The organism is Kibdelosporangium banguiense, from assembly GCF_017876405.1.
Taxonomy (GTDB): Bacteria; Actinomycetota; Actinomycetes; order Mycobacteriales; family Pseudonocardiaceae; genus Kibdelosporangium; species Kibdelosporangium banguiense.
Genome location: NZ_JAGINW010000001.1, coordinates 6,167,397 through 6,189,875, shown reverse-complemented (window position 1 = coordinate 6,189,875; position 22,479 = coordinate 6,167,397). Strand labels below are relative to the sequence as shown.

At 66.8% G+C, this 22,479-nt stretch carries 19 protein-coding genes; 10 read left to right on the top strand and 9 right to left on the bottom strand.

The genetic code is table 11. From position 1 onward, the window contains the following. Positions 1–5 precede the first annotated feature (5 nt). Positions 6–614, bottom strand: a complete 609-nt coding sequence (locus JOF56_RS29140; protein WP_209642678.1) for a hypothetical protein — start codon at positions 612–614, stop codon at positions 6–8. 249 nt (positions 615–863) lie between these two features. Here JOF56_RS29140 and JOF56_RS29135 point away from each other — a divergent pair, with 249 nt between their 5' ends. The 5 genes from JOF56_RS29135 (at position 864) to JOF56_RS29115 (ending at position 10,015) form a co-directional block, all read left to right on the top strand. Beyond that, entirely contained in the window at positions 864–1,907 is a 1,044-nt protein-coding gene (locus JOF56_RS29135; protein WP_209642677.1) for a hypothetical protein, read from the top strand. A gap of 61 nt (positions 1,908–1,968) precedes the next feature. Continuing rightward, on the top strand, positions 1,969–5,817 hold the full coding sequence (locus JOF56_RS29130) for a coiled-coil domain-containing protein (protein ID WP_209642676.1): 3,849 nt from the start codon (positions 1,969–1,971) through the stop codon (positions 5,815–5,817). Continuing rightward, entirely contained in the window at positions 5,814–6,386 is a 573-nt protein-coding gene (locus JOF56_RS29125; protein WP_209642675.1) for a hypothetical protein, read from the top strand. The genes JOF56_RS29130 and JOF56_RS29125 overlap by 4 nt, the downstream gene beginning before the upstream one ends. Before the next feature lie 17 nt (positions 6,387–6,403). Next, entirely contained in the window at positions 6,404–8,503 is a 2,100-nt protein-coding gene (locus tag JOF56_RS29120; RefSeq protein WP_209642674.1) for an AbfB domain-containing protein, read from the top strand. 12 nt (positions 8,504–8,515) lie between these two features. Continuing rightward, on the top strand, positions 8,516–10,015 hold the full coding sequence (locus tag JOF56_RS29115; protein WP_209642673.1) for an AbfB domain-containing protein: 1,500 nt from the start codon (positions 8,516–8,518) through the stop codon (positions 10,013–10,015). Here JOF56_RS29115 and JOF56_RS29110 read toward each other — a convergent pair. The 3 genes from JOF56_RS29110 to JOF56_RS29100 are packed head-to-tail and all read right to left on the bottom strand — an operon-like array spanning position 10,012 to position 12,748. Further along, the gene (locus JOF56_RS29110) at positions 10,012–11,166 is read right to left on the bottom strand and encodes a kynureninase/PvdN C-terminal domain-containing protein (RefSeq protein WP_209642672.1); all 1,155 of its coding nucleotides are present in this window, start codon (positions 11,164–11,166) and stop codon (positions 10,012–10,014) included. The two genes, JOF56_RS29115 and JOF56_RS29110, sit on opposite strands and share 4 nt — an antisense overlap. After that, complete coding sequence (locus JOF56_RS29105; protein WP_209642671.1) at positions 11,163–11,954, bottom strand: tryptophan 2,3-dioxygenase; 792 nt, start codon at positions 11,952–11,954, stop codon at positions 11,163–11,165. Before JOF56_RS29105 ends, JOF56_RS29110 begins: the two co-directional genes overlap by 4 nt. After that, a complete protein-coding gene (locus JOF56_RS29100) occupies positions 11,951–12,748 on the bottom strand; it encodes a PaaX family transcriptional regulator (protein WP_245378443.1) in 798 nt (265 codons plus the stop codon). The genes JOF56_RS29105 and JOF56_RS29100 overlap by 4 nt, the downstream gene beginning before the upstream one ends. A gap of 50 nt (positions 12,749–12,798) precedes the next feature. Between JOF56_RS29100 and JOF56_RS29095 the strand changes: the two genes are divergently transcribed. The 5 genes from JOF56_RS29095 to JOF56_RS29075 all read left to right on the top strand — a co-directional run bounded on the left by JOF56_RS29095 (position 12,799) and on the right by JOF56_RS29075 (position 17,891). Next, entirely contained in the window at positions 12,799–13,530 is a 732-nt protein-coding gene (locus JOF56_RS29095; RefSeq protein ID WP_209642670.1) for a creatininase family protein, read from the top strand. Further along, a complete protein-coding gene (locus tag JOF56_RS29090; protein ID WP_209642669.1) occupies positions 13,530–15,014 on the top strand; it encodes a benzoate-CoA ligase family protein in 1,485 nt (494 codons plus the stop codon). The genes JOF56_RS29095 and JOF56_RS29090 overlap by 1 nt, the downstream gene beginning before the upstream one ends. Continuing rightward, positions 15,011–15,829 carry an enoyl-CoA hydratase family protein gene (locus tag JOF56_RS29085; RefSeq protein WP_209642668.1) on the top strand — a complete coding sequence of 273 codons (819 nt, stop codon included), beginning with the start codon at positions 15,011–15,013 and terminating at the stop codon, positions 15,827–15,829. The genes JOF56_RS29090 and JOF56_RS29085 overlap by 4 nt, the downstream gene beginning before the upstream one ends. 100 nt (positions 15,830–15,929) lie before the next feature. Continuing rightward, positions 15,930–16,673 carry a proteasome subunit beta gene (prcB, locus tag JOF56_RS29080; RefSeq protein WP_209642667.1) on the top strand — a complete coding sequence of 248 codons (744 nt, stop codon included), beginning with the start codon at positions 15,930–15,932 and terminating at the stop codon, positions 16,671–16,673. 117 nt (positions 16,674–16,790) lie between these two features. Then, complete coding sequence (locus JOF56_RS29075) at positions 16,791–17,891, top strand: glycosyltransferase 87 family protein (RefSeq protein WP_209642666.1); 1,101 nt, start codon at positions 16,791–16,793, stop codon at positions 17,889–17,891. Here JOF56_RS29075 and JOF56_RS29070 read toward each other — a convergent pair. From JOF56_RS29070 to JOF56_RS29050, 5 genes are read right to left on the bottom strand one after another with little or no spacing between them, the layout of a single operon-like run. After that, complete coding sequence (locus tag JOF56_RS29070; RefSeq protein ID WP_209642665.1) at positions 17,860–18,843, bottom strand: cobalamin biosynthesis protein; 984 nt, start codon at positions 18,841–18,843, stop codon at positions 17,860–17,862. The two genes, JOF56_RS29075 and JOF56_RS29070, sit on opposite strands and share 32 nt — an antisense overlap. Beyond that, positions 18,840–20,009, bottom strand: coding sequence for a precorrin-6y C5,15-methyltransferase (decarboxylating) subunit CbiE (gene cbiE, locus JOF56_RS29065; RefSeq protein ID WP_209642664.1), 1,170 nt, complete (start codon positions 20,007–20,009; stop codon positions 18,840–18,842). Before cbiE ends, JOF56_RS29070 begins: the two co-directional genes overlap by 4 nt. A gap of 45 nt (positions 20,010–20,054) precedes the next feature. Beyond that, entirely contained in the window at positions 20,055–21,416 is a 1,362-nt protein-coding gene (locus tag JOF56_RS29060; RefSeq protein ID WP_209642663.1) for a cobyrinic acid a,c-diamide synthase CobB, read from the bottom strand. Then, a complete protein-coding gene (locus JOF56_RS29055) occupies positions 21,380–21,556 on the bottom strand; it encodes a DUF397 domain-containing protein (RefSeq protein WP_209642662.1) in 177 nt (58 codons plus the stop codon). Before JOF56_RS29055 ends, JOF56_RS29060 begins: the two co-directional genes overlap by 37 nt. Before the next feature lie 2 nt (positions 21,557–21,558). Beyond that, positions 21,559–22,428: a helix-turn-helix domain-containing protein gene (locus tag JOF56_RS29050; protein ID WP_209642661.1), complete on the bottom strand. Its 870-nt coding sequence runs from the start codon at positions 22,426–22,428 to the stop codon at positions 21,559–21,561. Positions 22,429–22,479 lie beyond the last annotated feature (51 nt).

Below are 22,479 nucleotides of genomic sequence, written 5' to 3'. Positions count from 1 at the left end.
CACTGTCAACGAATGTCCATTGTGACCAGTAACGGATCCTGGCCGTTGTTCATCGCGAGCGAGACCTGGATGCCCTCGCCCCACACACTGCCGTCGGCCGCCCATCCGCTCATGGTCATCAGCGCCTCCGGATCAAGGCTGATCCGCATCGGCCCTCTGTTGCGCGGCAGCGGCAAGGGAAGTGGCCTGATGATCGCGGCAGTGCCGGTGATCGTGAAGTCGATCTCCGTGTCAGGGAACGGAGTCGGCGGAAAGTTCAGACCGACGGTCGCATGTGCGGTCAGCCCGCGCGCGTCGACAATTGTGATGGTGCACTCCCCGCTTCCGCCCACCGCCACCATGTCGGTCATCTGCCGGACCTGTTCGATGAAGTACCCCGGACAGGTCGCGCCGACAATCACCTGGCCGACGGGAATCGGCAGGCCGTAACGGGCCGACACCGGCAGCCTGCTGACAATCCGGGATGTCATTTCCCATTGCACGCCAAAGGCCGACGTGGCAGTCCAGGACACGTCCTGAGCAGCGGCCACGCTGGTCGACGCGCCGACCGCGACCGTCACCAGAGCCGCAGTTGTTCCCTTTAACGCCTTGCGCCTGCTGATCGCAGGATTCATATGCGCCCCCAGTCGGCCGGCGCCCCCCGGCACCCGCAACGAACCGTACCGGCCTTCGATCCTCGCACGGAGATCCTTATGGCGCAATGTAAGTTCCGCTGGGTGGTCCAAAGCTGTGCGGCAACACAGGATGCCGCCGCACAGCAAAGCGCTCGAATTGACACAGGCACTTGTCCGGCAGACCACAAACACGCTACTTTCCTGGCTGGATGGTCATTATTGATCATCCAACTAACTGGGGGGTTAGTCATGGTCAGGTACTCATGGGCAGCCGTCGTCTTCGCCATTGTGCTGTCGGGGCTTGGGATCGCGGCGCCTGCCGCGGCCGCCGACCCAGGACTGTCCGCATGGAACCGCGAGTTCGTGCGGCTGGTGGCGGGTTCGCATCCACAGGAACTGGTTCGTGCGGACGCCTGGGTCGCGTTGATCAGCGAGGACGGCGACGCGGCGGTCGACGAATTCGTCGATGTGGGACTGTGGGACGCGGTGCAACGAGCCGACGAGGTCGGCGAACAGCACGCGGATTTCGCACGGCGGGTACTGGCCACGTTCACAAGTGAGTTCTCACCGGAAGTGCACGCCGCGGCGCAGCACGCGCTGAACGGCGGGGATTCCGATCGCGCCGAGTTCGTCCTGACGGGATTCGCCGCGGCACAGAACCGCGACCGGCAGGCACGTGCCGCCGAGGGCAGCCTGGCCCGTGCCCTGGTGGCCGAAGACCGGGCGTTCGTACGCAACCTGGCGGCGACTGACCCTGGGGCGCAGGTTCGGGCCTCGGCGACATGGGCGACGCGCACCGGCGCGACCGACGACGATCTGGTGGCGTTCTTTGCCGACGGCTGGACTCACGCGGCTGTGCTGGACCTGGAAAGCCATCGCCGCCAGGAAATCGAGAGCGACGCGCGTTGGCGTGCCACCGTGCGGCGGCTGCTGGCCGACGCGCAGGAAGCCGAGCAGGCCGCACTCGGTGCGGCGGAAGAGTTTCGTGAGCAGGCCAGGGCGGCGGCAGCCCGAGCGTGGCGCACGGCCGGCGAAAGCACCGGCCCGGCCAGGACAGCATGGGCCGGCGCTGAGCAGATTGCCTTGCAGCAGGCCGCGAACTGGCGTGCGGTCGCCGCGGCGGCGGCTGCTGCCACCGGACCGAACTGGAAGCCGATCGCCGGTGTGGCGACCCGTACGCAGTCCAGTTGGACGGCTGAGCGTGAGTGGGCAGCAGAACAGGCACGGGCCTGGAACGCGTTGCTGGCCAAGGCGATCGAGGGCGAGACGCGGATGACGCAGCCGGCTCGCTGAATCTGATCCACCGATCCACATCCCACTGTTCATCAGGCGTATGTCCTTCAGAAGGTGTGTGATGGCGCGCAGACCCGCATGGCAGGCTTTGCTTTTGCTGGTGGTGTTGTCGGTGTTCGCCGCCGGGGCGGTGCAACCGGTCGTGGCGGCACCGGCCAATCTGACAGCCGCTGAGGAACCGCCGGGTCCCCGGCCGATTCCCAAGACCCCGTATCCGGGCTGGGACGGGCAGAGCGGCGTCGGCGAACCTCTCAACCAGCAACTTCGCTGGCTGGTGATGGAGAACGCGGAGAAGTCCGAGGACTTCGAGATCCGGGATGTGGCCTTGGCGGCGTTGGCGGAGAACACGAACGCCGCGTTCAGGCGGTTCCTGGTCACCGACCGGCCCGCTGCGGCGGCGCGGGCGAAGACTCGGCGCGAAGCGACCGCGCGGCAGAACCGGGCGACGATCGAGGCGTTGGACGGCACCGGTGGACCGGTCTTCAACGCCGAAGTGGACCGAGTGCTCGCCGGCACCGACTACGACCGTGAGATTTTCCTGCTGTATGGCAAAACCATCGCCACCGAACGGGACGATCGGGCGCGCCGGGCAGCCGAGGCACGCGCGGATGAGTTGCGCGCCAGGGTAACCGTGCTCGCGGCCACGGCGGGCCCGGACGTGCAGAGAGCGGCCCAGGAGGCGTTGGCCGCCGGTGACGCCGCGATCGCCGCGTTCCTGAACGGTGGATACCTGGACGCCGCGAAACGGGACGCGGTGGCACGTGAGCAATATCTGAAAGACCTCGAAGAGCGCACCAAGGCCGCGGAGAAGCTGAGCGAGGTCGCCAAGAGAGCGGCCCGTGCCTCGGAAGCGCGTAAGAACCTGCTGATCGCACACGGCCAAGGCGTGCGGGCGTTGCAGCGTAGCGCCAACGCGATGGTCTCGGCATCCAACGCGGCCAGGCAGGCAGCGCAGATCCTGGCCGCGAACGAGGCCGGCGGGCACCATTCCCCGGAGTCGTTCCGCCCCGCTCAGGAAGAAGTCAACCGGCAACTCGGTTACGCCCGCGCGGCCGCGACCGACGCCCGTAACGCGGCGGTAGCAGCCAAAACACAGGCCGACATCCTGATCGAGATCGAACTTCCCTACGGCGCCGACTGGGCACGCATGGCCGAGGGTATGGGCGCCGCCGCACGTGCCGCGGAACTGGCCACGGAGACCGCGCAGCAAGCGATTGTGGCGACAATGGCCACCGACGCCGCCCGCGACGACCAAGCAAAAGCCGAGGCACGCGCCGAGCAGGCACGACGGTGGCGTACCCACGGCGAGGAGCATGCCCGCGCCACAGCCGCGTTGGCCGAAGCCGCGCGACTTCATGAGGTGGCAGGAAAAGACGCCGCGAACCGCACACGCAGCGCGCGGGAAAGCGCCCAGCAGGCCGAGCGGCTCGCGAGTTTCCATGCCGACGAGGCCCGCAGGCAGATGGAAACCGCCGAACGCGAGCAGGCACAGGCAGCGGAGTGCCGCCGGACCGCGGAGGCCGAACGCGCCAAGGCAGAGCAGTACCGCAGGCAGGCTGAAGCCGAAGCGGTGACCGCCCGCAACGCCCGAGCCGAAGCTGAACGGAAGGCAAGCATCGCAGCCGAATACGAGCGACGGGCGGTAGCCCAGGAGCGCATCTCGGCCGATGCCCTCGCAGCCACGCTGCGGGAGGAACGCAACGCGGAGATCGCGCGGGACCACGCGTTGGCCGCCGAGCGCGAGAAGGACATCGCTGAGGCCAAGGCGCAGATGTACGAGCACGCGGAGGCGTACGCCAGGGGCACTGAGCATGAGGCAGCCGCGCACGCAGCCGCCGTGCAAGCGCGTGCCGACGCAAGAGGTGCGTCGGCTGCAGCATTCGACGCGCGCAACGCAGCGAACGCCGCAAACGGTGCTGCGGCGCGCTCGCGTGAGTACGCCATCCTCGCCGACGGCGCCGCCGCGCGGGCGCGGGCAGCTGCGCAGGAAGCCAGCCTGCATGCGGCAAGAGCTTCCGAGGCCGCCAGCAATGCGGAGTCCGCAGCGGCGCAAACGCACTATGCGGCCACCAAAGCGAATGCCGCGGCTGCCGACGCGACTGCGGCGGAAGCACAGGCCGCCCACCACTCGCGGGAGGCGACACGGCTGGCCGAGCTGGCAACCGTGCAGGCCACTGCTGCCGCGCTTGCGTCCGACCGCAGCAGGGACGAAGCCGATGCCGCGAACCACGAGGCTGTGTCGGCGGTGACCCAGTCCGCGCTCGCGGGCCGAGCCGCGCTCGGTGCACGGTTCTCCTCCGCAGCGATCCTCGAGCCAACGAACACCGCGATCATCGTCGTGGCCCCGTTCACCGGCTCCGATCTCGACGCCGACTGGATCGCCGAGGTCGCCCGGCAGGCCCAGGGAGTAGGCGAACAACAGGCCAAGGCCGCCCAGGACCGGGCCAACGAGGCCCGCGACGCCGCGATCCTGGCCCAGTGGGCAGCTGACCAGGCCGAAGGCGACGCGAAGGCCGCGTACCAGGCATCCGCCAACGCCGCGAAATCCGCGGCAAACGCACAACAGTCCGCCGCGAACGCCCAGAAGTCGGCGGCCGACGCGGCGGTGGACGGTGCCAAGGCGCGAGAAGCCGCCGCAGCGGCCAACCGGCACGACGCGGCGGCCCACGAGTCCGCAGCCAGAGCCCGTCGGGCGGCCAACCAGGCAAACGAGGACGCGGCCATCGCAGGGCGTTCCGCCGACCAGGCAGCACAAGACGCCATAGCCGCCAATGCCGCCGCCCAGCAGGCTGAGCGAGACGCGGCAGCCGCCAACACGGCGGCCGAAGCAGCCGAGCGCTCCGCCGCGGCAGCACAGGCCGCGGCCGAACAGGCACAACGCAATGCGGACGCGGCCACCGCGTCGATGGAACGCGCCCGCCAGACAGGCATCGAGATCCAGCAGGCCCTGGACCGCCTCGAACAGCAACGCCTTCAGCAAGAGGCAGAACGCCGCAAGAGCGAAGCCCAGCAGATCGCCTCGTGCGTACCCGGTATCACGTCCGACGACGTGGAGTTGATGGAGTCCACCGACGAGGGCGTGGCAGCGCTTGGCGAATACCGGGAAATCATGCAGGGCTGCGCGAACGGCGGAAGCGTCACGTCCTTCCTGTTCAGTATCGGCGCCGAAGTTCTCCTGGAGGTCATCGGCTGGCGTGACCTGGAACGCTGCTTCGGCGACGGCGATGTGGCGGCCTGTATCTGGACGATCATCAACGTCCTTTCGTTCGCCGTGATCGTGATCAAGGCGATTCCGATCGCCAACGCGATCGTCAAGGTCGTCGCCAACATCGGCAAGTACCTGGCCAAATCCGAGCGAATAAAGAACATTCTCGCCAAATTCACCATCGTTCTGGAGAAATTGCGCAAGGTCTGCCCGATCCGTGGCGCGGCTTCGGCGGCGGCGTGGCTGAGCCCATGCGACCTGCTTCCGAACAAGGCGAGCCCGGAGGAGATCGCCGAGGAACTCGCGGCCGCAAGGCGGCTCGGTGTCAGCCCGATCAAGGGCCGCACACCGGAGTTCGACGCATTGGTCGAGTCCGAGGTACCCATCAAGTGGGCAGTGTTGAAGGACGGAACCGTGCGGGTGATACCGAAGTTCAAGAACGGTGAGGAGCTCAAGCACACCGTGCTCGGGGGTGGCGATTCGGTCGCCTCGGCAGGTGAGTGTGTGATAAGAAAAAAACCTGACGGAAGTTATGAAGGGGTGAGCCTCGATCTCAACAGCGGGCACCACCAGCCACCGCGGCAGGGCTCGCTGGGCAGGAAGTACTGGGAAATCGGGCGAAACGCGTTCATCGACATCGGTATCCTCTTCAGCCGAATGCCATCGAGAGCGGGTGCGCAGTCGCCGGTTGGGACAGTGAAGTGAGTTTTCCCGATCGTGAGGCCCTTTTCCGCCTCGGGTTTCGTGAACTGGTCGACCGGCTCGACGCGCTGCGGATCACCGATCTCGCACTCGTCGATCCGGCCGAAAGAGGTGACCACTATGACTGGCTGCTGCTTGTCGAGCGCTTCCCGGAACGGCTCGTCAAGGCCTGTCATGAGCTGACCGAAGACGAACTGCGGCACAGCTTCGAGCTTGCCGACAGCATCTTTCACGGAGCCGAGACATATGGCGGCCGCCCCCGGGAGGACATCCTTCACGCACGGTTCAACCTTTCCGCGGTGCTGTTGCGAACAATCCCGGCACGGCCGGGTCTTGCTTACCTTGACCCGGCCGGCCTGCTGCGTGACTACCTCGCGGCACTGCCGATGACGCTGGCCGAAGCACAGCAGATGGAGCTACGCCGGGACACTCTCGACACCGCCGAGTTTCTTCGGCTGCGCGAGCCCAAGTTGCTGATGATGCCGCTGAAGCTGGTTGATCACCTGTTTGAGGAGTCGGCGGATCTTGACGAGTACCGGAAATGGAAAGAACTCTGGCCGGATCTTGCATAGAAACTGGGTCGGCGATGATGACATCGAACAGAACCGGATCGCGTGGTGCGGCAGCGCGACGGCTTTCGGCGTTGGGGTTGGCGCTACTGGGGATGATCGCGGTCAGCCCGGCGGCGGGTGCCGCACCCGGCCCGGTGGCCGAGCGCGTCCATCAGTCCGCGCCGCCTGCGAAGACCCGGATGGCGTCGGGTGAGACGCCTTCGGTCGCGGCGGAGACGGAGAAGGTCAGGGCCGCGTTCGTACTGGGGCTGGTCCCGACCGACGAGCAGCTTCGGTTGAACGACAAGGACTTCGTGATCCTGTTGTGGCGGCGGGCGACCGGGGCCGAGGTGCGTGGGTCGGCGGAGCTGGCGTTCGCCAGCTCGGACGCGGCGTGCACCGAGTGGATTCGGACGGGTATCCATCAGGCGAACACCCGTGACCAGGTGAACCAGTTGCGCGACGCCGAGGCGGCGCGGGTGGCCAGGGAGCTCAAGGAACAGGCCCTGATCGTGCTGGGCATCGTGCCCGAGTCGGAACTGGTGATCACGAACAACCGCGACTTCATCTACGAGATCACCCGGCGGGCGACCGGTCCGAAGGTGAAAGCGGCCGCGCTGGAGGCGTTCGGCCAGCCGGACCCGGCGCAGAAGGAGTTCATCGCGAACGGGCTGCGCACCGCCCATTCCCGTGACCAGCAGGACAAGATCGACGCGGAAGCCGCCGGGGAGGCGGCCAAGAAGGCGCGTCTGGAAGCGGAGGCGGCCAGGGCCCGCGCGGTGTCGGTGGTCCGTGTCCTTCCGACGCCGGACATCGTGACGCTGCCCGACGACGACATCCTCCGGGTGATCGCCGACCGTGCGACACCGGGCAGTGAGCTGGAAAAGGATGCCGTGAAGGCATTGCGCAGCCGGGACCGCGCCGACTGGCGGCGGTTCATCGACACCGGCGTGTTCGCGGCGTACAAACGCGACAACGCCATCGTGCTGCAGAAGAAGTACGAGGCCGACCGGCGGATCGTCGAGGAGATCAAGACCCGGGCGGACAACAGCGGACTGCAGCCCCGGCTGGCGCGAGCGGCAGCGGCGGCCCTCGCCGGTGGCGTCGACGAGGTGCAAGGGTTCCTCGGCATCGGGCAGTACGAGGTGCTGACGCAGTCGCTCAGCAGGAACGCACTCAACGGCAACATCGCCGGGCACTACCTGCGCGACGTGAACGGTGCGCTGGTGGTGAAGCCGGGCAGCCCCGAGCCCGCACCCGACGAAGGTCTGGACGCCACCTGGCGGATCGGGCCTGGGCTGGCGAACGCCGAGTGCCGTTCGTTCGAGTCGGCCACCAAACCCAACTACTACCTGGCTCGCTATCACGACGGCCAGAAGATCCGCGTGGGAGTGCGCCCGACCGACGGCACGAACGACTTCTTCTGGAACGCCACATGGTGCGTGGACACCAAACTGCCCTCGGCGGGTGTGACGATCCGGGGCGGGGCCGACTTCCTGCGCCGTGAAACCGATGGCACGGCAGGCGTGGGCACGGTGTACTACTGGTGGGTCACGGACCCGAATCCCGACTCGACCGAAATCACTCTCCACTGGCTCAACAGGTATCTGCCGGACTACGACCCCTATGCGGACCTGTGGGTGGAACCGGTTGGCGCAGAACAGGTGGACGGCCGGGTCAGGTTCCGTGATTTCCAGGAACGGGATGACGAAGGAGTTCCGCATCCAGCGTTCCGCTTGTACTGGAGCGCCGCGACCGGGGTCCACCGTCTGAATGTCGGCCGCGGAACGACCTGTCCGGCTCCCGAGATCCTCGACGCGTACCTGAAGCTCGGTGGCCACAAGTCCGTGCTTGGGCCGCCCTCGTCCGACGACGCCTGTACCGCGGAAAGGACTGGCCGTTACGCGCACTTCGGTTCCGCGGGCTCGATTTACTCGACCGACCGGACTGGCGCGCACGCCGTGTCGGGTGCGATCCGGGCCAAGTGGGCGTCGCTGGGCTCGGAGAAGTCCACATTGGGCTATCCGACCAGCGATGAGTTCGACATTCCGGGCGGCAGGCGTAACACGTTCGAGCGCGGGCGGATCGACTTCGACGCGGCGACCGGGGTGGCCACCGCGTACCCCACTACCAGCTGAGGCGGACACATGATGAGACGAAGATCGGCGCGGTCCGGGCTCCTGGCCGCCACCGCGCTTGCCGCATCGCTTTCTCTGGCAGGCCCGGCGGTCGCGGTGCCGGCGCACCAGGCCCAGAATGTCGCGATAACCGCGGCCACCCAGCGCGACAAGATCGACGCGGCGGCCGAGCTGGGCATCGTGGCCAGTCCCGAACTGCTCGTGCTCAACGACCGGAACTTCGTGTTCGCCCTGTGGCAGCGGTCGGCGGGCAAGAAGGAGGTGCGGGCGTCGGCGGAGCTGGCGTTCGCCGCGGGCCCCGACGCGTGCACCCAGTGGATCAAGATCGGGGTACGTGAGGCCAACCGTCGCGACCAGCTCAACCAGCAACGGGACGAAGCGATCGCCACGAAGGCACGTGAGCTCAAACAGGCGGCCGCGGCGGTCAACCAGATCATCGCCACGCCGGAGTTGCTGATCCAGGGCGATCGGGACTTCGTGTTCGCGATGTGGGAGCAGGCGTCCGGACCGCTGCTGAAAGCCGCGGCAAGGGTCGCCTATGAGAACGGGACCGCGCCCGTACTGGCGGAGTTCATCCAGGCAGGCATCTTCACCGCGCGGGAGGCCGACCAGCAGGCCAAGATCGATGCCGACGAGCACGCCGACGAGGAGAAAAAGAAGCGGGAGAAGGCCCGCAACGCCCGGATCCGGGCGGCGAACCGGCTGGGCATCGACGCCGACGAAGGCATGCTGGTCCTGCCGGACGACAGTTTCGTGCTGGAGCTGTGGACCTACGCGAAGCCAGGCTCCGAGGTCCGGGCCGCGGCCGAGCGCGCGTTGCGCAGTCCGGACGAGGCAGATCTGACCAAGTACATCGCCACCGGCATCCACGAGGCGTCCCGGCGAGACCTGCTGGCGCTGCTGACAAAGCAGGGGCAGGCCGACCGGCGCCTGGTGTTCGAGCTGCGGACCCGGGCCGAGCAGAGCCGGGTGCATCCGGCTCTGGTGACGGCCGCGACTGCGGCTCTGGCCGGCAGCGACAGCGATGTCGGCGACTTCCTGCGCGTCGGGCAGTACCAGGACTCCGTGCTGACCCAGTCCCTGCAGGCCGTTTCGCCGGGGAAGCAGGGCTGGTACCTGCAGGGCATCGACCAGGCCGTGATCGGCCCGGGCAACCCGGCCGGCGCGGACGCCACCTGGCGCGTCCTGCCCGGTAAGGCCGACGCGACCTGCCATTCGTTCGAGTCGGTTGCCCGGCCGGAGTACTACCTGCGCCAGCAGGGTCTGCAGGTGATGATCGCGCCCTCGGACGGGACCGCCCAGTTCAAGGCCGACGCCACCTGGTGCACCAAGCCGGGGCTGAACGCGACCGCGGCGCTGGAATCGCTCAGCAGGCGCGGCAAACTGCTCCGCCACCACAACAATCTGGTGTGGGCGGCCGACAGTTCCGGGCAGAACGACTTCGAGACGCCGACCGGGTACGCCGAGGACACCTCCTGGCAGATCGCCCCGCCATACCCCCTGCCCAACTAGATTTCGCGCAGGACTGAAGCAAGGATGTCCATGGCTCCGCGGAGCTGGTCGTCGGACAGATAGGGCGCTGGGCCGAGGCGTAGATAGTCACCGCGACTGTCGGTGAGCACGCCTCGGCTTGCCAGCTGGGCTTGCAGCTGCGGGGCCTTGGCCGTCCTCAGCGACACAAAGCCGCCGAAGTTCTCACGAGGTTCTTCAGAGATCGATATCAGCTCCGGCGAGACGGACATCCCGGCGAAAAGCGTTGCGAGCAAACCGGTCTGCTGCAGAACGATCTCGCGAAGCCGGGCGGGGGTCAAACCCTGCCCGGCAAAGAAGTCGAAGACGCGAGCGGCGCGGTAGTGGCTGGTGGGGTCGTAGGTCGATCCCGCATATCGGGTGGCGCCGAGCGGATAGCTGACCGCGCCGGGATGATGCTCGGCGAGTTCCGCGAACTCGGCGTACCAGCCGGTGATCACGGGCCGGAAGTTGTCGGCATGGGCGGGCAGGCGCAGGAAACAGTTGCCCTCGCCCAATTGCAGGTACTTGTAACCGCCGCCCACGACCCAGGCTGACGGGAAATCCGCTGTGGTGAACGGAACCGGGCCCAGCGCGTGATAGGCGTCGACGAGTAGCTCGACGTCATGGTCGACGCAGACCGAGGCAAGAGAACCAAGCCCCGGCACGATTCGAGACGTCTCGAACAACACCGCGGAGACAAGGACAGCGCTGGTCTGGGCGTCGACCGCGTCAGCCAGCCGGGCAGCCAAGGTCTCAACCGGTTCCGCATCAACGAAAACGACGTCGAGATCTGTCTCAGCGAGACGGTTGAGCTGGCGGCGCAACGTGTGGAACTCGCCGTTGGTGGTGACCAGACGCGGCCGTGACTTGAGGTCGAGCGCCGACAGAAACCGCAAGACGAGCTCATGAGTGTTCTGGCCCAACGCGATCCGTGCGTCCGGCTCACCGAGGAACACCCGGAAGCCGTCGCGGACACGGTCGGCCTTGGCGAACGCACGCTCCCATTTCTCGTCCACATGCGACGCGGCGTCTTGGAAAGCCTCGATCTGCCCGTCCAGGGCGACGTCCGGCCACGCCTGATGGGAGTGTCCCGACAGCAGCAGGCGTCCGGAGACGCCGAACTTCGAGTAGTGCCTGGCGAGGTCGTTCACAGCTCGCTCCGCACGGCCCACAGGTCCGGGAAGATCGGTGTGAACAGCGTGGTCCGCAGGTACGCCGCGCCGGACGACCCGCCGGTGCCGGACTTGTCCCCGATGGTCCGTTCGACCATCTTCACGTGCCGGTAGCGCCATTCCTGGATGCCTTCGTCCAGGTCGACCAGCCGCTCACAGATCTGCGCCGCGCCCGCGTCGTCCTGATAGACCTTCAACAGCACGTTCTGCAGGTCCTTCGACGGCTCCAGCGGCGCCGACACGTCCCGGTGCAGGCTCTCATGCGGCACCTGGTAGTCGTGCACGGCAAGGTAACCGAGGAAGGAGTCGAAAACCGACGGCCGGGTCATCGCCGCCTCGACGACCTCCCGCTGCTCGCTGCCGGCCGGGTAGTGCTTGATCACGCGTGGATCGCGCCGGCCGAGCACGGCCTCGACCGTGCGGAACTGGGCGGACTGGAATCCGCTCGACGCGTCCAGGCGGGCCCGGAAACTGGTGAACTGGCGCGGTGTCATGGTTTCCAGCACGTCGATCTGCGCGACCACGACCTTCAGGATCGTCAGCGCCCGGCGCAGCGTGTGCAGCGCGTGCGCGGTCTCCCCGTCGGCCAGGACCCGCTGCAGGTGGGCGAACTCGTGCAGCAGCTGCTTGAACCACAGCTCGTACACCTGGTGGACGACGATGAACAGCATCTCGTCGTGCTCGTCCGAGCGTGGCTTCTGCGCCGCGAGGACCTCGTCGAGCGCCAGGTAGGAGGAGTACGTCAGAGCGGCATGGTTTTCGGTCACGGCTGCATCACCTCATCGAAACGGCGCATCGCCGCGGGGGCCAGCGCGGTGTAGAGATCATGGAACAACCGCACGGCTTGCGCGCGGTGAGCGGGAGGGGAGACCAGCCCGACAGGCAGTTCGGGATCCAGGAACGGGAACTGCCTGAACGTGTGCGTCAGCCGGGTGCGTAACACCAACGCGTCCCGGTCGGGGAGCATCGCCACGTCGTGGCTGCCGAATTCCTCGACGAACGCCTCGTACCGGCCGGCCAGCTCGTCGAGGTCCCAGACCCGGCCGACGAACGACCGGAAATCCAGCGAGGCCGCCGGGCTGCCCAGCAGCAGGCCGGCGTGCCGCTGCACCTGGTGTTCCGCCAGCAGGGCGGTGACCTCGCGTTCCCGGTCGTGCGGCGCGATCCAGGTGCCGTCCTGGACCGGCCCGAAGCCCAGGAACCGGAGCCTGCGGACAAGCCGCGTTCTGGCGACCTTCTGCTCCTCTGGGATCGTGTGCCACAACACCGTCCACTGTGGGTCGGCGGTGCCGTTGCGGCCCAGCGTGAAGATCCGGTCGTCGCCCTCCTCGAACACGGCCGCGCTACGCGGCGTGATCGTGTAGTGCACCAGCCTGCCGTCCTTCACCCTGGCCAGCAGCTCACGGCGGACCAGCCGGGTCAGCGCCACCCGGGCGGCGCCCGCCGAGAAGCCGAACTCGGCCAGCAACTCGACCAGGCCACCCGACCACACCTGGCGGTCGCGCGGCCGCAGGTGCGCGCCGAGCAGCGTCATCACCAGATCCTGTGGAGCCTCGGGCATGCCGCGAGCATAGTTGACTCATCAGCTGGGTCAACCGTAATGTTTCGCCCGTGCTCTACTTCGCCGAGCTGACATCACCGCAGGTCGAGGAGCTGTTGACGGCCTCCCGGCGGCCGGTTCTGCTGCTTCCGGTCGGCGCGATCGAGCCGCACGGCCCGCACGCGCCGCTTGGCACCGACCCGATGATCTCCATCGGTGTGTGCGAACGAGTCGCCCGGCGGCTCGCTGACCATCCGTCACTGCGGGCGTTGATCCTGCCGCCACTCCCCTACGGCGTGACGCGGTACGCGTCGGCGTTTCCCGGCGCTGTGCACGTCAGTGAGGAGACGCTCTACTCGATCGTGGTGGACGTCTGCACGTCCTTGGTGAGCCAGGGTTTTGTGGACATCGTGGTGGTGAACAACCACTTCGAGCCCGAGCACGTGGCGACCTTGCGGCGGGCGACGAACGCCGCCGGGGTGGCGTATCTGGATCTTGTCCGGCGAGCTCAGGCGAGCAGGCTGACGCCCGAGTTCCAGTCCGGGTCGTGTCACGCCGGGCAGTACGAGACGTCGCTGGTGCTCGCCGACCGGCCGGATCTCGTCGACCAGGAGCGGATGGCGGCCCTGCCGCCGGTACACGTGGACATGCCGGCCGCGATGTCGGCCGGGCGCAAGGACTTCGTGGCGATGGGCATGCACGACGCCTACTGCGGCTCACCGGCCGAGGCGACCGCCGAGGAAGGCGAGCAGACCTACGACACACTGGTCGAGATGGTTCTCGAACTGATCGGGGGCGCGTGATGCGCTACTCGGACCTGCCGCACTCGGTCAACCTCGCCTCTTTCTTCGTCGACCGCAATCCACCGGACCGCACGGCGTTGATCACGAACGCGGGCCCTGTGACGTACGGCGAACTGGCCGCGCGCACCAACCAGATCGGCAACGCGCTGCTCGAACTCGGTGTGCGGCAAGGTGATCGTGTCCTGCTGGCACTGAACGACGGCGTCGACTTCGTGGCCGCCTGGTACGGCGCGCAGAAGATCGGCGCGGTCACAGCCGAGGTCTACACCTTCCTTCAGGTGAAGGACTATCAGTACTTTGTGGACTACGTATCGCCTTCGACAGTGCTGGCGGACGCGGCCACGGCGGACAAACTGCGTGCGGCGGGCGCCAGGAATCTCGTTGTGGTGAATGAATCCTTCGCCGCCGGGCAGCCGTCCGAGCTGGACGCTGCGCCGACCACAAAGGACGATGTGGCGATCTGGAAGTTCACCACCGGCAGTACGGGTGCGCCGAAAGCCTGCGTGCTTCCTGCTCGTAGCCCGCTGCTGAGCTTCGAGTGGTACGCCCGGGGTGTCCTGGACATTCAGCCAGATGATGTCGTACTGCCGGTGCCCAAGCTGTTCTTCGGGTACGCCAGGGATCTGGCGGCTCTGTTCCCGTTCGGCGTCGGCGCGGCCGGGATCGTCTTCCCGGAACGCAGCACTGTGGAGAAGCTGTTCGAGCTGATCGCCGCGCACCGGCCGACCGTTCTGGTCAACGTGCCGACCATGATGAGCGCGATGGTCTCGCATCCGCTGGCGTCCGAACAGGATTTCAGCTCGTTGCGGCTGTGCACGTCCGCCGGTGAGGCCCTCCCGGCGGAACTGTACCGCCGGTGGATGGACACGTTCGGCGTCGAGGTGATCGACGGGATCGGCTCCTCGGAGGCGTATCACATCTATCTGTCCAACCGTCCCGGCAACTCCCGGCAAGGCAGCCTGGGCCAGGTCGTCCCGGGGTACCAGGCCCAGGTGGTCGACCTGGACGGCGCGCCGCTGGGTGACGGTGAGGCGGGCAGGCTGGAAATCACCGGCGAGACCGTCGCTGTGGAATACTGGCAGGCGCCGGAGAAATCGGCCGAGACCTTCCCGCGTCCGCACACCGTCCGATCAGGCGATCTGGTCACCCGGGACGCGGACGGTTTCTTTTACTACCAAGGGCGTGTGGACGATCTGCTGAAGGTCGGCGGCGTGTGGGTCGCGCCCGCGGAGATCGAGAACTGTTTGATGGCACATCCCGCGGTGGTCGAATGCGCGGTGGTCGGGTACCTGCAGGACGGCCTGACCCGGCCGCGGGCTTTTGTGGTGGCCGGAAACGCGTTGACCGTGGCCGAGGTGCAGGATTTCGTCCGGTCCAAACTGGCGCCGCACAAGTATCCGCGTGATGTGCGTTTTGTGGAGTCGTTGCCGAAGACCGCGTCCGGCAAACTGGACCGACGTGCGCTCAAGGGAGACAAGACGTGACGTTCCGGGCATCCGCGGGTTTCACCTCGAACTGGGAGCATTTCGGCTTCACAGTGGCCGACGGCGTGGCGACGGTGACGTTCTCCCGGCCCGAGAAGCTGAACGCGCTCACCTTCGACGTGTACGCCGACCTGCGGGACCTGCTCGCGGAGCTGCCGCACCGCGGCGACGCGCGGGTCCTGGTGATCACCGGGCAGGGCCGTGGTTTCTGTTCCGGCGGTGACGTCGAGGAGATCATCGGCGAACTGCGGAAGATGCCGGCCGCGCAGTTGCTGGAATTCACCCGGATGACCGGTGCCGTGGTGAAGGCGATGCGCGAATGCCAGCTGCCGATCATCGCGTCGGTGAACGGAATAGCCGCGGGCGCGGGCTCGGTGATCGCGCTCGCCAGTGACTTCCGGCTACTGGCCGAAAAGGCCGCTTTCGCTTTCCTGTTCACCAAAGTCGGGCTGGCGGGTGCCGATATGGGCTCGGCGTATCTGCTGCCCCGGCTGATCGGTCTAGGCCGGGCGACCGAACTGCTGATGCTCGGCGACAAGGTCGATTCCGCCACCGCCGAGCGAATCGGCCTGGCCACCAAGGTCACCACTGATCTGCCCGGCGAGACCGCCGCACTGGCGGCCCGGCTGGCCGACGGCCCCGCCCTGGCGTATTCGACGACAAAGGTGTTGCTGACCCGCGAACTGGACATGGACCTGGGCTCGTCGATCGAACTGGAGGCGATCACCCAGGCGCTGCTGATGAAGTCCGACGATCACGGCGAGTTCTACGCCGCCTGGGCGGCCGGCCGCAGTCCACGCTGGACCGGCCGCTGAGATCGTCCCGGCTGGGTATGCTGTCGCAGGTTCGGCAGGGCTCACCGAAAGGATCAGCGTAGTGGCGTACCCGGGGGATCTTCCCGTTGTCGACAGTACGATGGACTCCTCATTCATCCGCTACCTCCAGACGCACGCACCCGAACTGCTGCCCTGGAACAAGGTGCGCCGGGATGTCCCCCTTTCGCCGCACGGGACGACTGTCCTCGCCGCGATCTATGCGGACGGCGTTATGGTCGCGGGTGACCGCCGAGCCACCATGGGCAACCTGATCGCCCAGCGAGACCTCGAAAAGGTCCACCCAGCCGACGAGCACTCCGCGATAGCCTTCGCCGGAACAGTCGGCTTGGCCGTCGACCTGGTCAAACTCTTCCAGCTCGAACTGGAACACTACGAGAAGATCGAAGGCGTGACCCTCTCGATCGAAGGCAAGGTCAACAAACTGGGCCAGATGATCAGAGCCAACCTCGGCGCGGCCCAGCAAGGCCTCGCGGTGATCCCCCTGTTCGGCGGCTACGACCTGGTCCAGGCCAAAGGCCGGATCTTCAGCACGGACGTCACCGGCCACGTAACCGAGGACAAGGATTTCGAAGCGGTGGGCTCCGGCTCCCACTTCGCCAAGGGCTCACTGAAGAAGCTCTACCGCCCAGGCCTGACCGAAACCGAAGTGGCCCACATCTGCATTGAGGCCCTCTTCGACGCCGCCGACGAGGACTCCGCAACCGGCGGCCCCGACCTGGGCCGCGAAATCTACCCGATCCTCGCAACCGTGACCGCCTCCGGCTACCGCCAGCTCACATCTGCCGAAACCGGCGAGATAACCCGCGCCGTAGTCCAGCGCTAGGCCAAGCGCCGATATTCCTGAACGCGTGTGTATGTGCCCCCAAAGTGGCTTTCGGAGCATCCAGCGCCCCCAACGCCACTTTGGGGGCATCCGAAGGTCACTGGTAGACATGGCCGTGTGATCTTTCGGGGGATTCTCTGGGGTGCTGCCCTGCTCGCGGTCGTGTCGTACCTGGTGGCGAGCGTGTTCTATCGAATCGATCTGGATGTGTACCGGATCGGGGTGCAGACGTGGCTCGACGGTGGGGAGCTCTACGGCACGCTGCCGGAGACCAGGGCAGGCATCAGCCTTCCCTTCTTATACCCGCCGATCGCGGCCGCTCTGTTATCGCCCTTGGCCGTCGTCTCGTATCCCGTGGCCAGCGTCGCGCTCGCCCTGGTCACCGTCGCTGCGGTGGCGCTCACTCTGATGATCGTCGTCAAGGCACTCGACTTACCCCGGAAATGGTTATTCGTGCTGCCGGTCGCGCTCCTGCTGGAGCCTATCCAGTCGACCGTGGATTTCGGGCAGGTCAACGCGGTCCTGATGCTCCTTGTGGTGGCTGATTGTCTGGTTCGCGATCCTCGGTGGCCGCGCGGCGCGTTGATCGGTGTGGCCGCCGCGATCAAGCTGACTCCCATCGCGTTTCTGCTGTTCTTCCTCGTCAACCGTGAGTACCGATCCGTGGTGACCGCGGTGTTGTCGTTCCTTGCCACCACTTTTGCCGGTTTCCTGTTGGCGTGGCACGAATCGGTCTGGTTCTGGACGCGGATGGTCTTTCGTACCTCCGACCGGATCGACGTCGGCCATGCCGCGAACCAATCGATCACGGGTGTGCTCACGCGGCTGGGTGTCACCGGCAGCCTTACCTGGCTGATCCTCGCAGCGGCGGTGATCACGGTGGCTGTGCTCGGTATGCGTTCCGCACCGCCGCCGCTCGCACTGTCGATCAACGCGTTGGCAGTGCTGCTCGTGTCGCCCATCTCGTGGACGCATCACTGGGTCTGGTGCGTCCCGATCCTCTTGTCGTTGCTGGCCACGGGACACAACATCCTGGCTGCTTGCGGGCTGGTCATATTCTCGATCTCGCCGCACCGGTGGTTCGGGCTGGGCCCGTTCAACCTCGGCCAGTTCCTCGTTGTCGCCGCGTATTTCGGTTTCGCGATCCTCGTGCTGGCCATAGTCCGGTCACGCGACGACTTGCTGCTCAGGGCAAGATCCGGGCTGCGGCCACAGTGACGTTGCCCGCGCTGGTTTTCGGCGCCGCCAGTTCCACCTGGTCGCCCAATTCGCGGGCGGTCAGCAGGGCGGCGGCTTCGGCGACGCTGGGTGTGCCCACTTCGGCTTGAACTCCGGCTGCGGGATTCGGCACGTCGACGCACGCCAGGGCGTCGGCTGTGTGCACGGCGAGCGGGGGCATGCTGCCGTCGCTCTCGCCGTGCCAGAAACCCCAGTCCTCCACGGCTTCCTGGATGCCGGGTTCACGGGCCTTGATGTCGATGGTCGCGAACGAGCGGACCGCGCGAGGGTCCAGCTCGTGCTCGGACTCCAGCAATTCCAGTGCCGCGGTCACGGCTTCGTGCGTGACGCCCTTGCTCGAACCGACGCCGACCACGAGTGTCTTGGGAATCAGCCGCAGCAGCTTGCCTTTCGGGCGCAGGCCCGGGATGCGGTCGTCGATCAGGACTGTCCACTCAGTACCGTAGTTGTCCGGCTGCAGGTTGCCCGGCAGGTCCGGCAACAAGAATCCGAGCGGGTTGAGCAACCGGACTGGATCCCCGGCCAGCACGGCGGCACCGCAGGCGGCGAGGTCGCCGTCGACCGCGGTGTCCAACGTCTCCACCAAATCGTCGATCGGGGTCGCGCCGAGATAGTCCGATGTGGTCACGACCGTGACGTTCAACGACTCGGCAATCGCTTGCGCGAGAATGTTTCCGGCACCGGTCAGGGCAATCACAAAGCCCTCGTGCACACACACGACACCGGGATCGTCACGCTTGTTCTCCAGCAATGGCGCGACGAGCCGGACCGCGGCACCCGCACCCATGAAGAACACGGCCGAGCCCAGGGTCGGCCACAGGCGCTCGAGCGACGGCTTGACCGGGCCGTCCACCAGCACCGTATCCGGGCCCAGCGCAAGGCCGGCGGCAGCTCGTTTTCCCTGAGCTGTCACCGCGAACAGACCGATCAACGTACGCCCCAAACCAAGATCACCGGATCGACGGCGGCCAGTTTCGTGGCGCCGTCGGAATGTTCTGCCAACCGTGCCGCCGACAACTGGCAGCCGTCGACACGATAGTCGGCCGCCTTCAACGCCGATCGGGTGGCAGCGACACGATCGACCGACGCCAACGCCACAACCACCCGCGAAGCCTCAACCGTGGTGCACGCGCGCACGACCGCGTCCCCACCGCCACCAATGAAAACGGCGTCCGGCTTGGGCAATCCGCTGATCGCGGCCAGCAACTCGGCCTCGACCACACGGACGTCAACGCCGTACTGGCTGGCGTTGGCCATGATCCGCAGGCACTGCATCGGATCCCGCTCCACCGCCAGCGCAGCAGCGCCGAGCCGGGCACACTCCACGGCCATCGCGCCCGAACCCGCGCCGACGTCCCACACCAACGATCCAGGTGCGGGCGCGAGCCGGGCAAGCGCCAGGGCACGCAGTTCCGCGGAACTGACCATGCCGTCCCGGTGGGAGAAGTCGTCCTCCGGCATCGCCCAGCCATCGGTGACCGGCTGGGCACCGGCGATCCAGCCACGCGGCGGCACCTTTTCGGCCTCGGTCAGGCTGAGCACCACGCTGGATTCGCGCCAGGTACGTTTCACCGCGTCATTGAGGTCTACTGTGGACACTTTCTCGTCCGGGCCGCCGAGGTCCTCGGCCACCACGAGGGTCCGCCGCCAGCCGCCGAGTGCGACCGCCAGCTCCGCGGGCCCGGCTCCCAGCACCGCCACCGCGGACCGCGCCCGGCAGACGTTCACCGCCTGCCTGATGTCCTTGCCCTGCACATTGACGATCGTCACGTCGTCGGAAGGACGGCCGATCAGCCCCAACAGCCGCTGAACACTCGACACCGTGGGCAACACCGTCAGCCGGATGCCCTTTTCCCGGAGCGTGCCGGCGATTCCGAAGAACCCAGGGTCGCCGTCGGCCAGGACCACGGCGTGCGACGCGAGCTTCAGGTCGGTCAGCACGGCTTCGACCGGCTCGAGTTCCATCGTCCGGACGCTCCGCGGCGCGTGTGCGTCCAGGTGCCGCCGCGCGCCGACCACGACGTCGGCCTCGGCCAGGACGGCCGCCGCACCCGCGGGCAGCGTCTCCCCGTCGACCCCGATCACAGTCACCGTCATGGGCCAGTTCACCCCGTTTCGTCAGAGTGACGCATACCCTGCCACCTATTCGCACGCGCGCACGAATCGGGCTATGGCGCCAGGGTTGGCGACCGGATGAGTATGCAGGTAAGAAGCATGCACGCGGCGCTGGACAAAGCCTTCCCGGACCACCGAGCCCGCACGGTCCCGCCAGATCCAGGCCGGTTTCTCGCCACGAATGGGTGTCACGACAGTCCGGTGGAACTCGTGCCCGGTCCACCGTATGCCTTCGGTGCACAATGGCGAGTCGGCCGCCGCGACGGCGTCCCGGTAACCGAGCGACAGCGACGGCGTCATCTGGGCCTCGGCGTCCAGCACCCCGCACATCGGGTGCCCGTCCAAGCTCTTGACCAGGAACAGCAGCCCGCCGCACTCGGCGTGCACGGGACCGTGGAACGCCGCCACGGCTTCCCGCAACGCCTCGTTCGCGGACAGTTGCTCAGCGTGCTGTTCCGGGAATCCGCCCGGGAGCACTAGGCCTTTCGTGCCTTCTGGCAGTCGCGTATCGCGCAACGGGTCGAACACCGCGACCTCGGCACCGGCTGCGGCCAGCATCTCGGCGTGCTCGGCGTAACCGAACGTGAACGCCGCGCCACCCGCCACAGCGATCACCGGCCGGGACGCTTCCTGGACTGGCGCCTGCCACGGCTCACCATCGAGCGGTCCGGCCTCGCCGGCGACCCGGACGATCGCGTCCAGGTTGACCCCGCCCGCCACCAGCTCGGCCATCGCGTCGATCACCCGGACCGCTTCCGGCCCATGTTCGGCGGCCGTGACCAGGCCAAGGTGCCGGGACGGAACCTTCAGCGCGTCTTCTCGCCGCAGCGCCCCAAGCAACGGCAGGCCGACCTCATCGCAAGCATGCTCGAGAATCTCGGCGTGATAAGCCGACCCAATCCTGTTGGCTATAACGCCAGCCAGACGTATCTCCGGATCGAACGCACGAAACCCATGCACCAGGGCAGCCATACTTCGAGCCTGACCCCAAGCGTCCACCACGAGTATCACGGGCGCGTTCAAAAGCTTCGCCATGTGCGCGGTCGAGCCGTAATCAGAGGTGGGATGACGGCCGTCGAACATCCCCATCACGCCCTCGATCACCGCGATGTCCGCACCAGCCGCACCATGCTTGAAAAGCGGCGCAACCATGTCCTCACCGACAAGCACAGGATCAAGGTTCCGGCCGGGCCGCCCGGCCGCGAGCGTGTGATATCCGGGATCGATGTAGTCGGGCCCGACCTTGAACGGCGCCACCTTCGAACCACGACGGCTCAAAGCCGCCATCAAGCCAGTAGCCACAGTAGTCTTACCGCTGCCGGAAGAAGGCGCCGCGATCACCACACGGGGAATCACTGTCCCCCGACCTTGGCCAGGAATGTCCGCCATTCAGCTGCGCCGACAGTAAAACCGGGCTGTAACCGGTTCTTCGAATCCCGCACACTCACAGCACGCGAAGTGATCCGCACCTCAACGCAGTTCTCGTTGCCACCACCGCTGTAGCTGCTCTTGAACCAACCAGTGTCCACGCTCAGGTCTCCTCCAGCTCCGTGATCAACCGCTTGGACTCCCGCTCGCTCAGCGACAGTTCCCAGATCCGGTCGAACGCACGCCGTAGCGCGGCGACATCCGCTGGTTCATCGTAGTAAGTCGAAGACCCGTAAACGGCAGGTGAGTAGCCTACCGGCGCGGCGCGGTCACCGAACCCGAAGATCGTCAGTCCGCCTCCGCGAGCAGGGTTGCCATAGGCGTGGTTCGGCAGCATCCGGATGGCAAGATCATCGCGCCGGTACAGCAGGCTGAGCAGATGCCGGAGCTGGCCGCGCATGACCTCCGGCTGGCCCATGTTGGCGTGCAGCGCGTCCTCAGTCAGGACGTAACGCAACTGCTTGGGCTCAGTGGAACCCCACAGTGTCTCCAGCCGTCGCAACCGGAAGTTCAGACGGTTCTCACCCTCCGGTTTCGACTTCTCCCACCAGATACCGTCACATTCCTCGATCACTGCTCGCGCGTACTCGGCCGACTGCAAGGGCCCGGGAATGATCCCGGACTCGTAGCAACTGATCTCGGTCGCATTCGCCTCCATGTCGGCGAAACGGTCGTACGCGTCCGGCAATGTGTCCACATAGACACGACGCTTCTGCCGCTTCCGTGCCTGTGCACCGAGTTCGAGAACGGTCTTGCGCTCCGGGCCACGAACGCCAAAACAGTTGAGCAGGGCCACCAGGTCGTCGTCAGTCGCAGTGCTGACGCCTTCCTCCAAAACGACGATCTTGGTCCTGGCTTTCCCGATCGCCGCGGCCGCCTCATGCTGAGTCCGGCCGGCTCGTTCCCGCAACCGCCGCAAGGTCAGACCGAGCTGCCGTCGCTCGACTGTCGGGCGAGCCTGTCCCACACGCACCTCCGCACCCTGAGTACCTGGGCAAAGTCTGCCAGTCGGCAACCATCACCC

Excerpts from the sequence above, each read along its gene's own strand:
- JOF56_RS29140 (WP_209642678.1), bottom strand. The coding sequence starts at position 614 with ATGAATCCTGCGATCAGCAGGCGCAAGGCGTTAAAGGGAACAACTGCG.
- JOF56_RS29135 (WP_209642677.1), top strand. The coding sequence starts at position 864 with ATGGTCAGGTACTCATGGGCAGCCGTCGTCTTCGCCATTGTGCTGTCG.
- JOF56_RS29130 (WP_209642676.1), top strand. The coding sequence starts at position 1,969 with ATGGCGCGCAGACCCGCATGGCAGGCTTTGCTTTTGCTGGTGGTGTTG.
- JOF56_RS29120 (WP_209642674.1), top strand. The coding sequence starts at position 6,404 with ATGACATCGAACAGAACCGGATCGCGTGGTGCGGCAGCGCGACGGCTT.
- JOF56_RS29115 (WP_209642673.1), top strand. The coding sequence starts at position 8,516 with ATGAGACGAAGATCGGCGCGGTCCGGGCTCCTGGCCGCCACCGCGCTT.
- JOF56_RS29100 (WP_245378443.1), bottom strand. The coding sequence starts at position 12,748 with ATGCCCGAGGCTCCACAGGATCTGGTGATGACGCTGCTCGGCGCGCAC.
- JOF56_RS29090 (WP_209642669.1), top strand. The coding sequence starts at position 13,530 with ATGCGCTACTCGGACCTGCCGCACTCGGTCAACCTCGCCTCTTTCTTC.
- prcB (WP_209642667.1), top strand. The coding sequence starts at position 15,930 with ATGGACTCCTCATTCATCCGCTACCTCCAGACGCACGCACCCGAACTG.
- cbiE (WP_209642664.1), bottom strand. The coding sequence starts at position 20,009 with ATGACGGTGACTGTGATCGGGGTCGACGGGGAGACGCTGCCCGCGGGT.
- JOF56_RS29060 (WP_209642663.1), bottom strand. The coding sequence starts at position 21,416 with ATGGCGGACATTCCTGGCCAAGGTCGGGGGACAGTGATTCCCCGTGTG.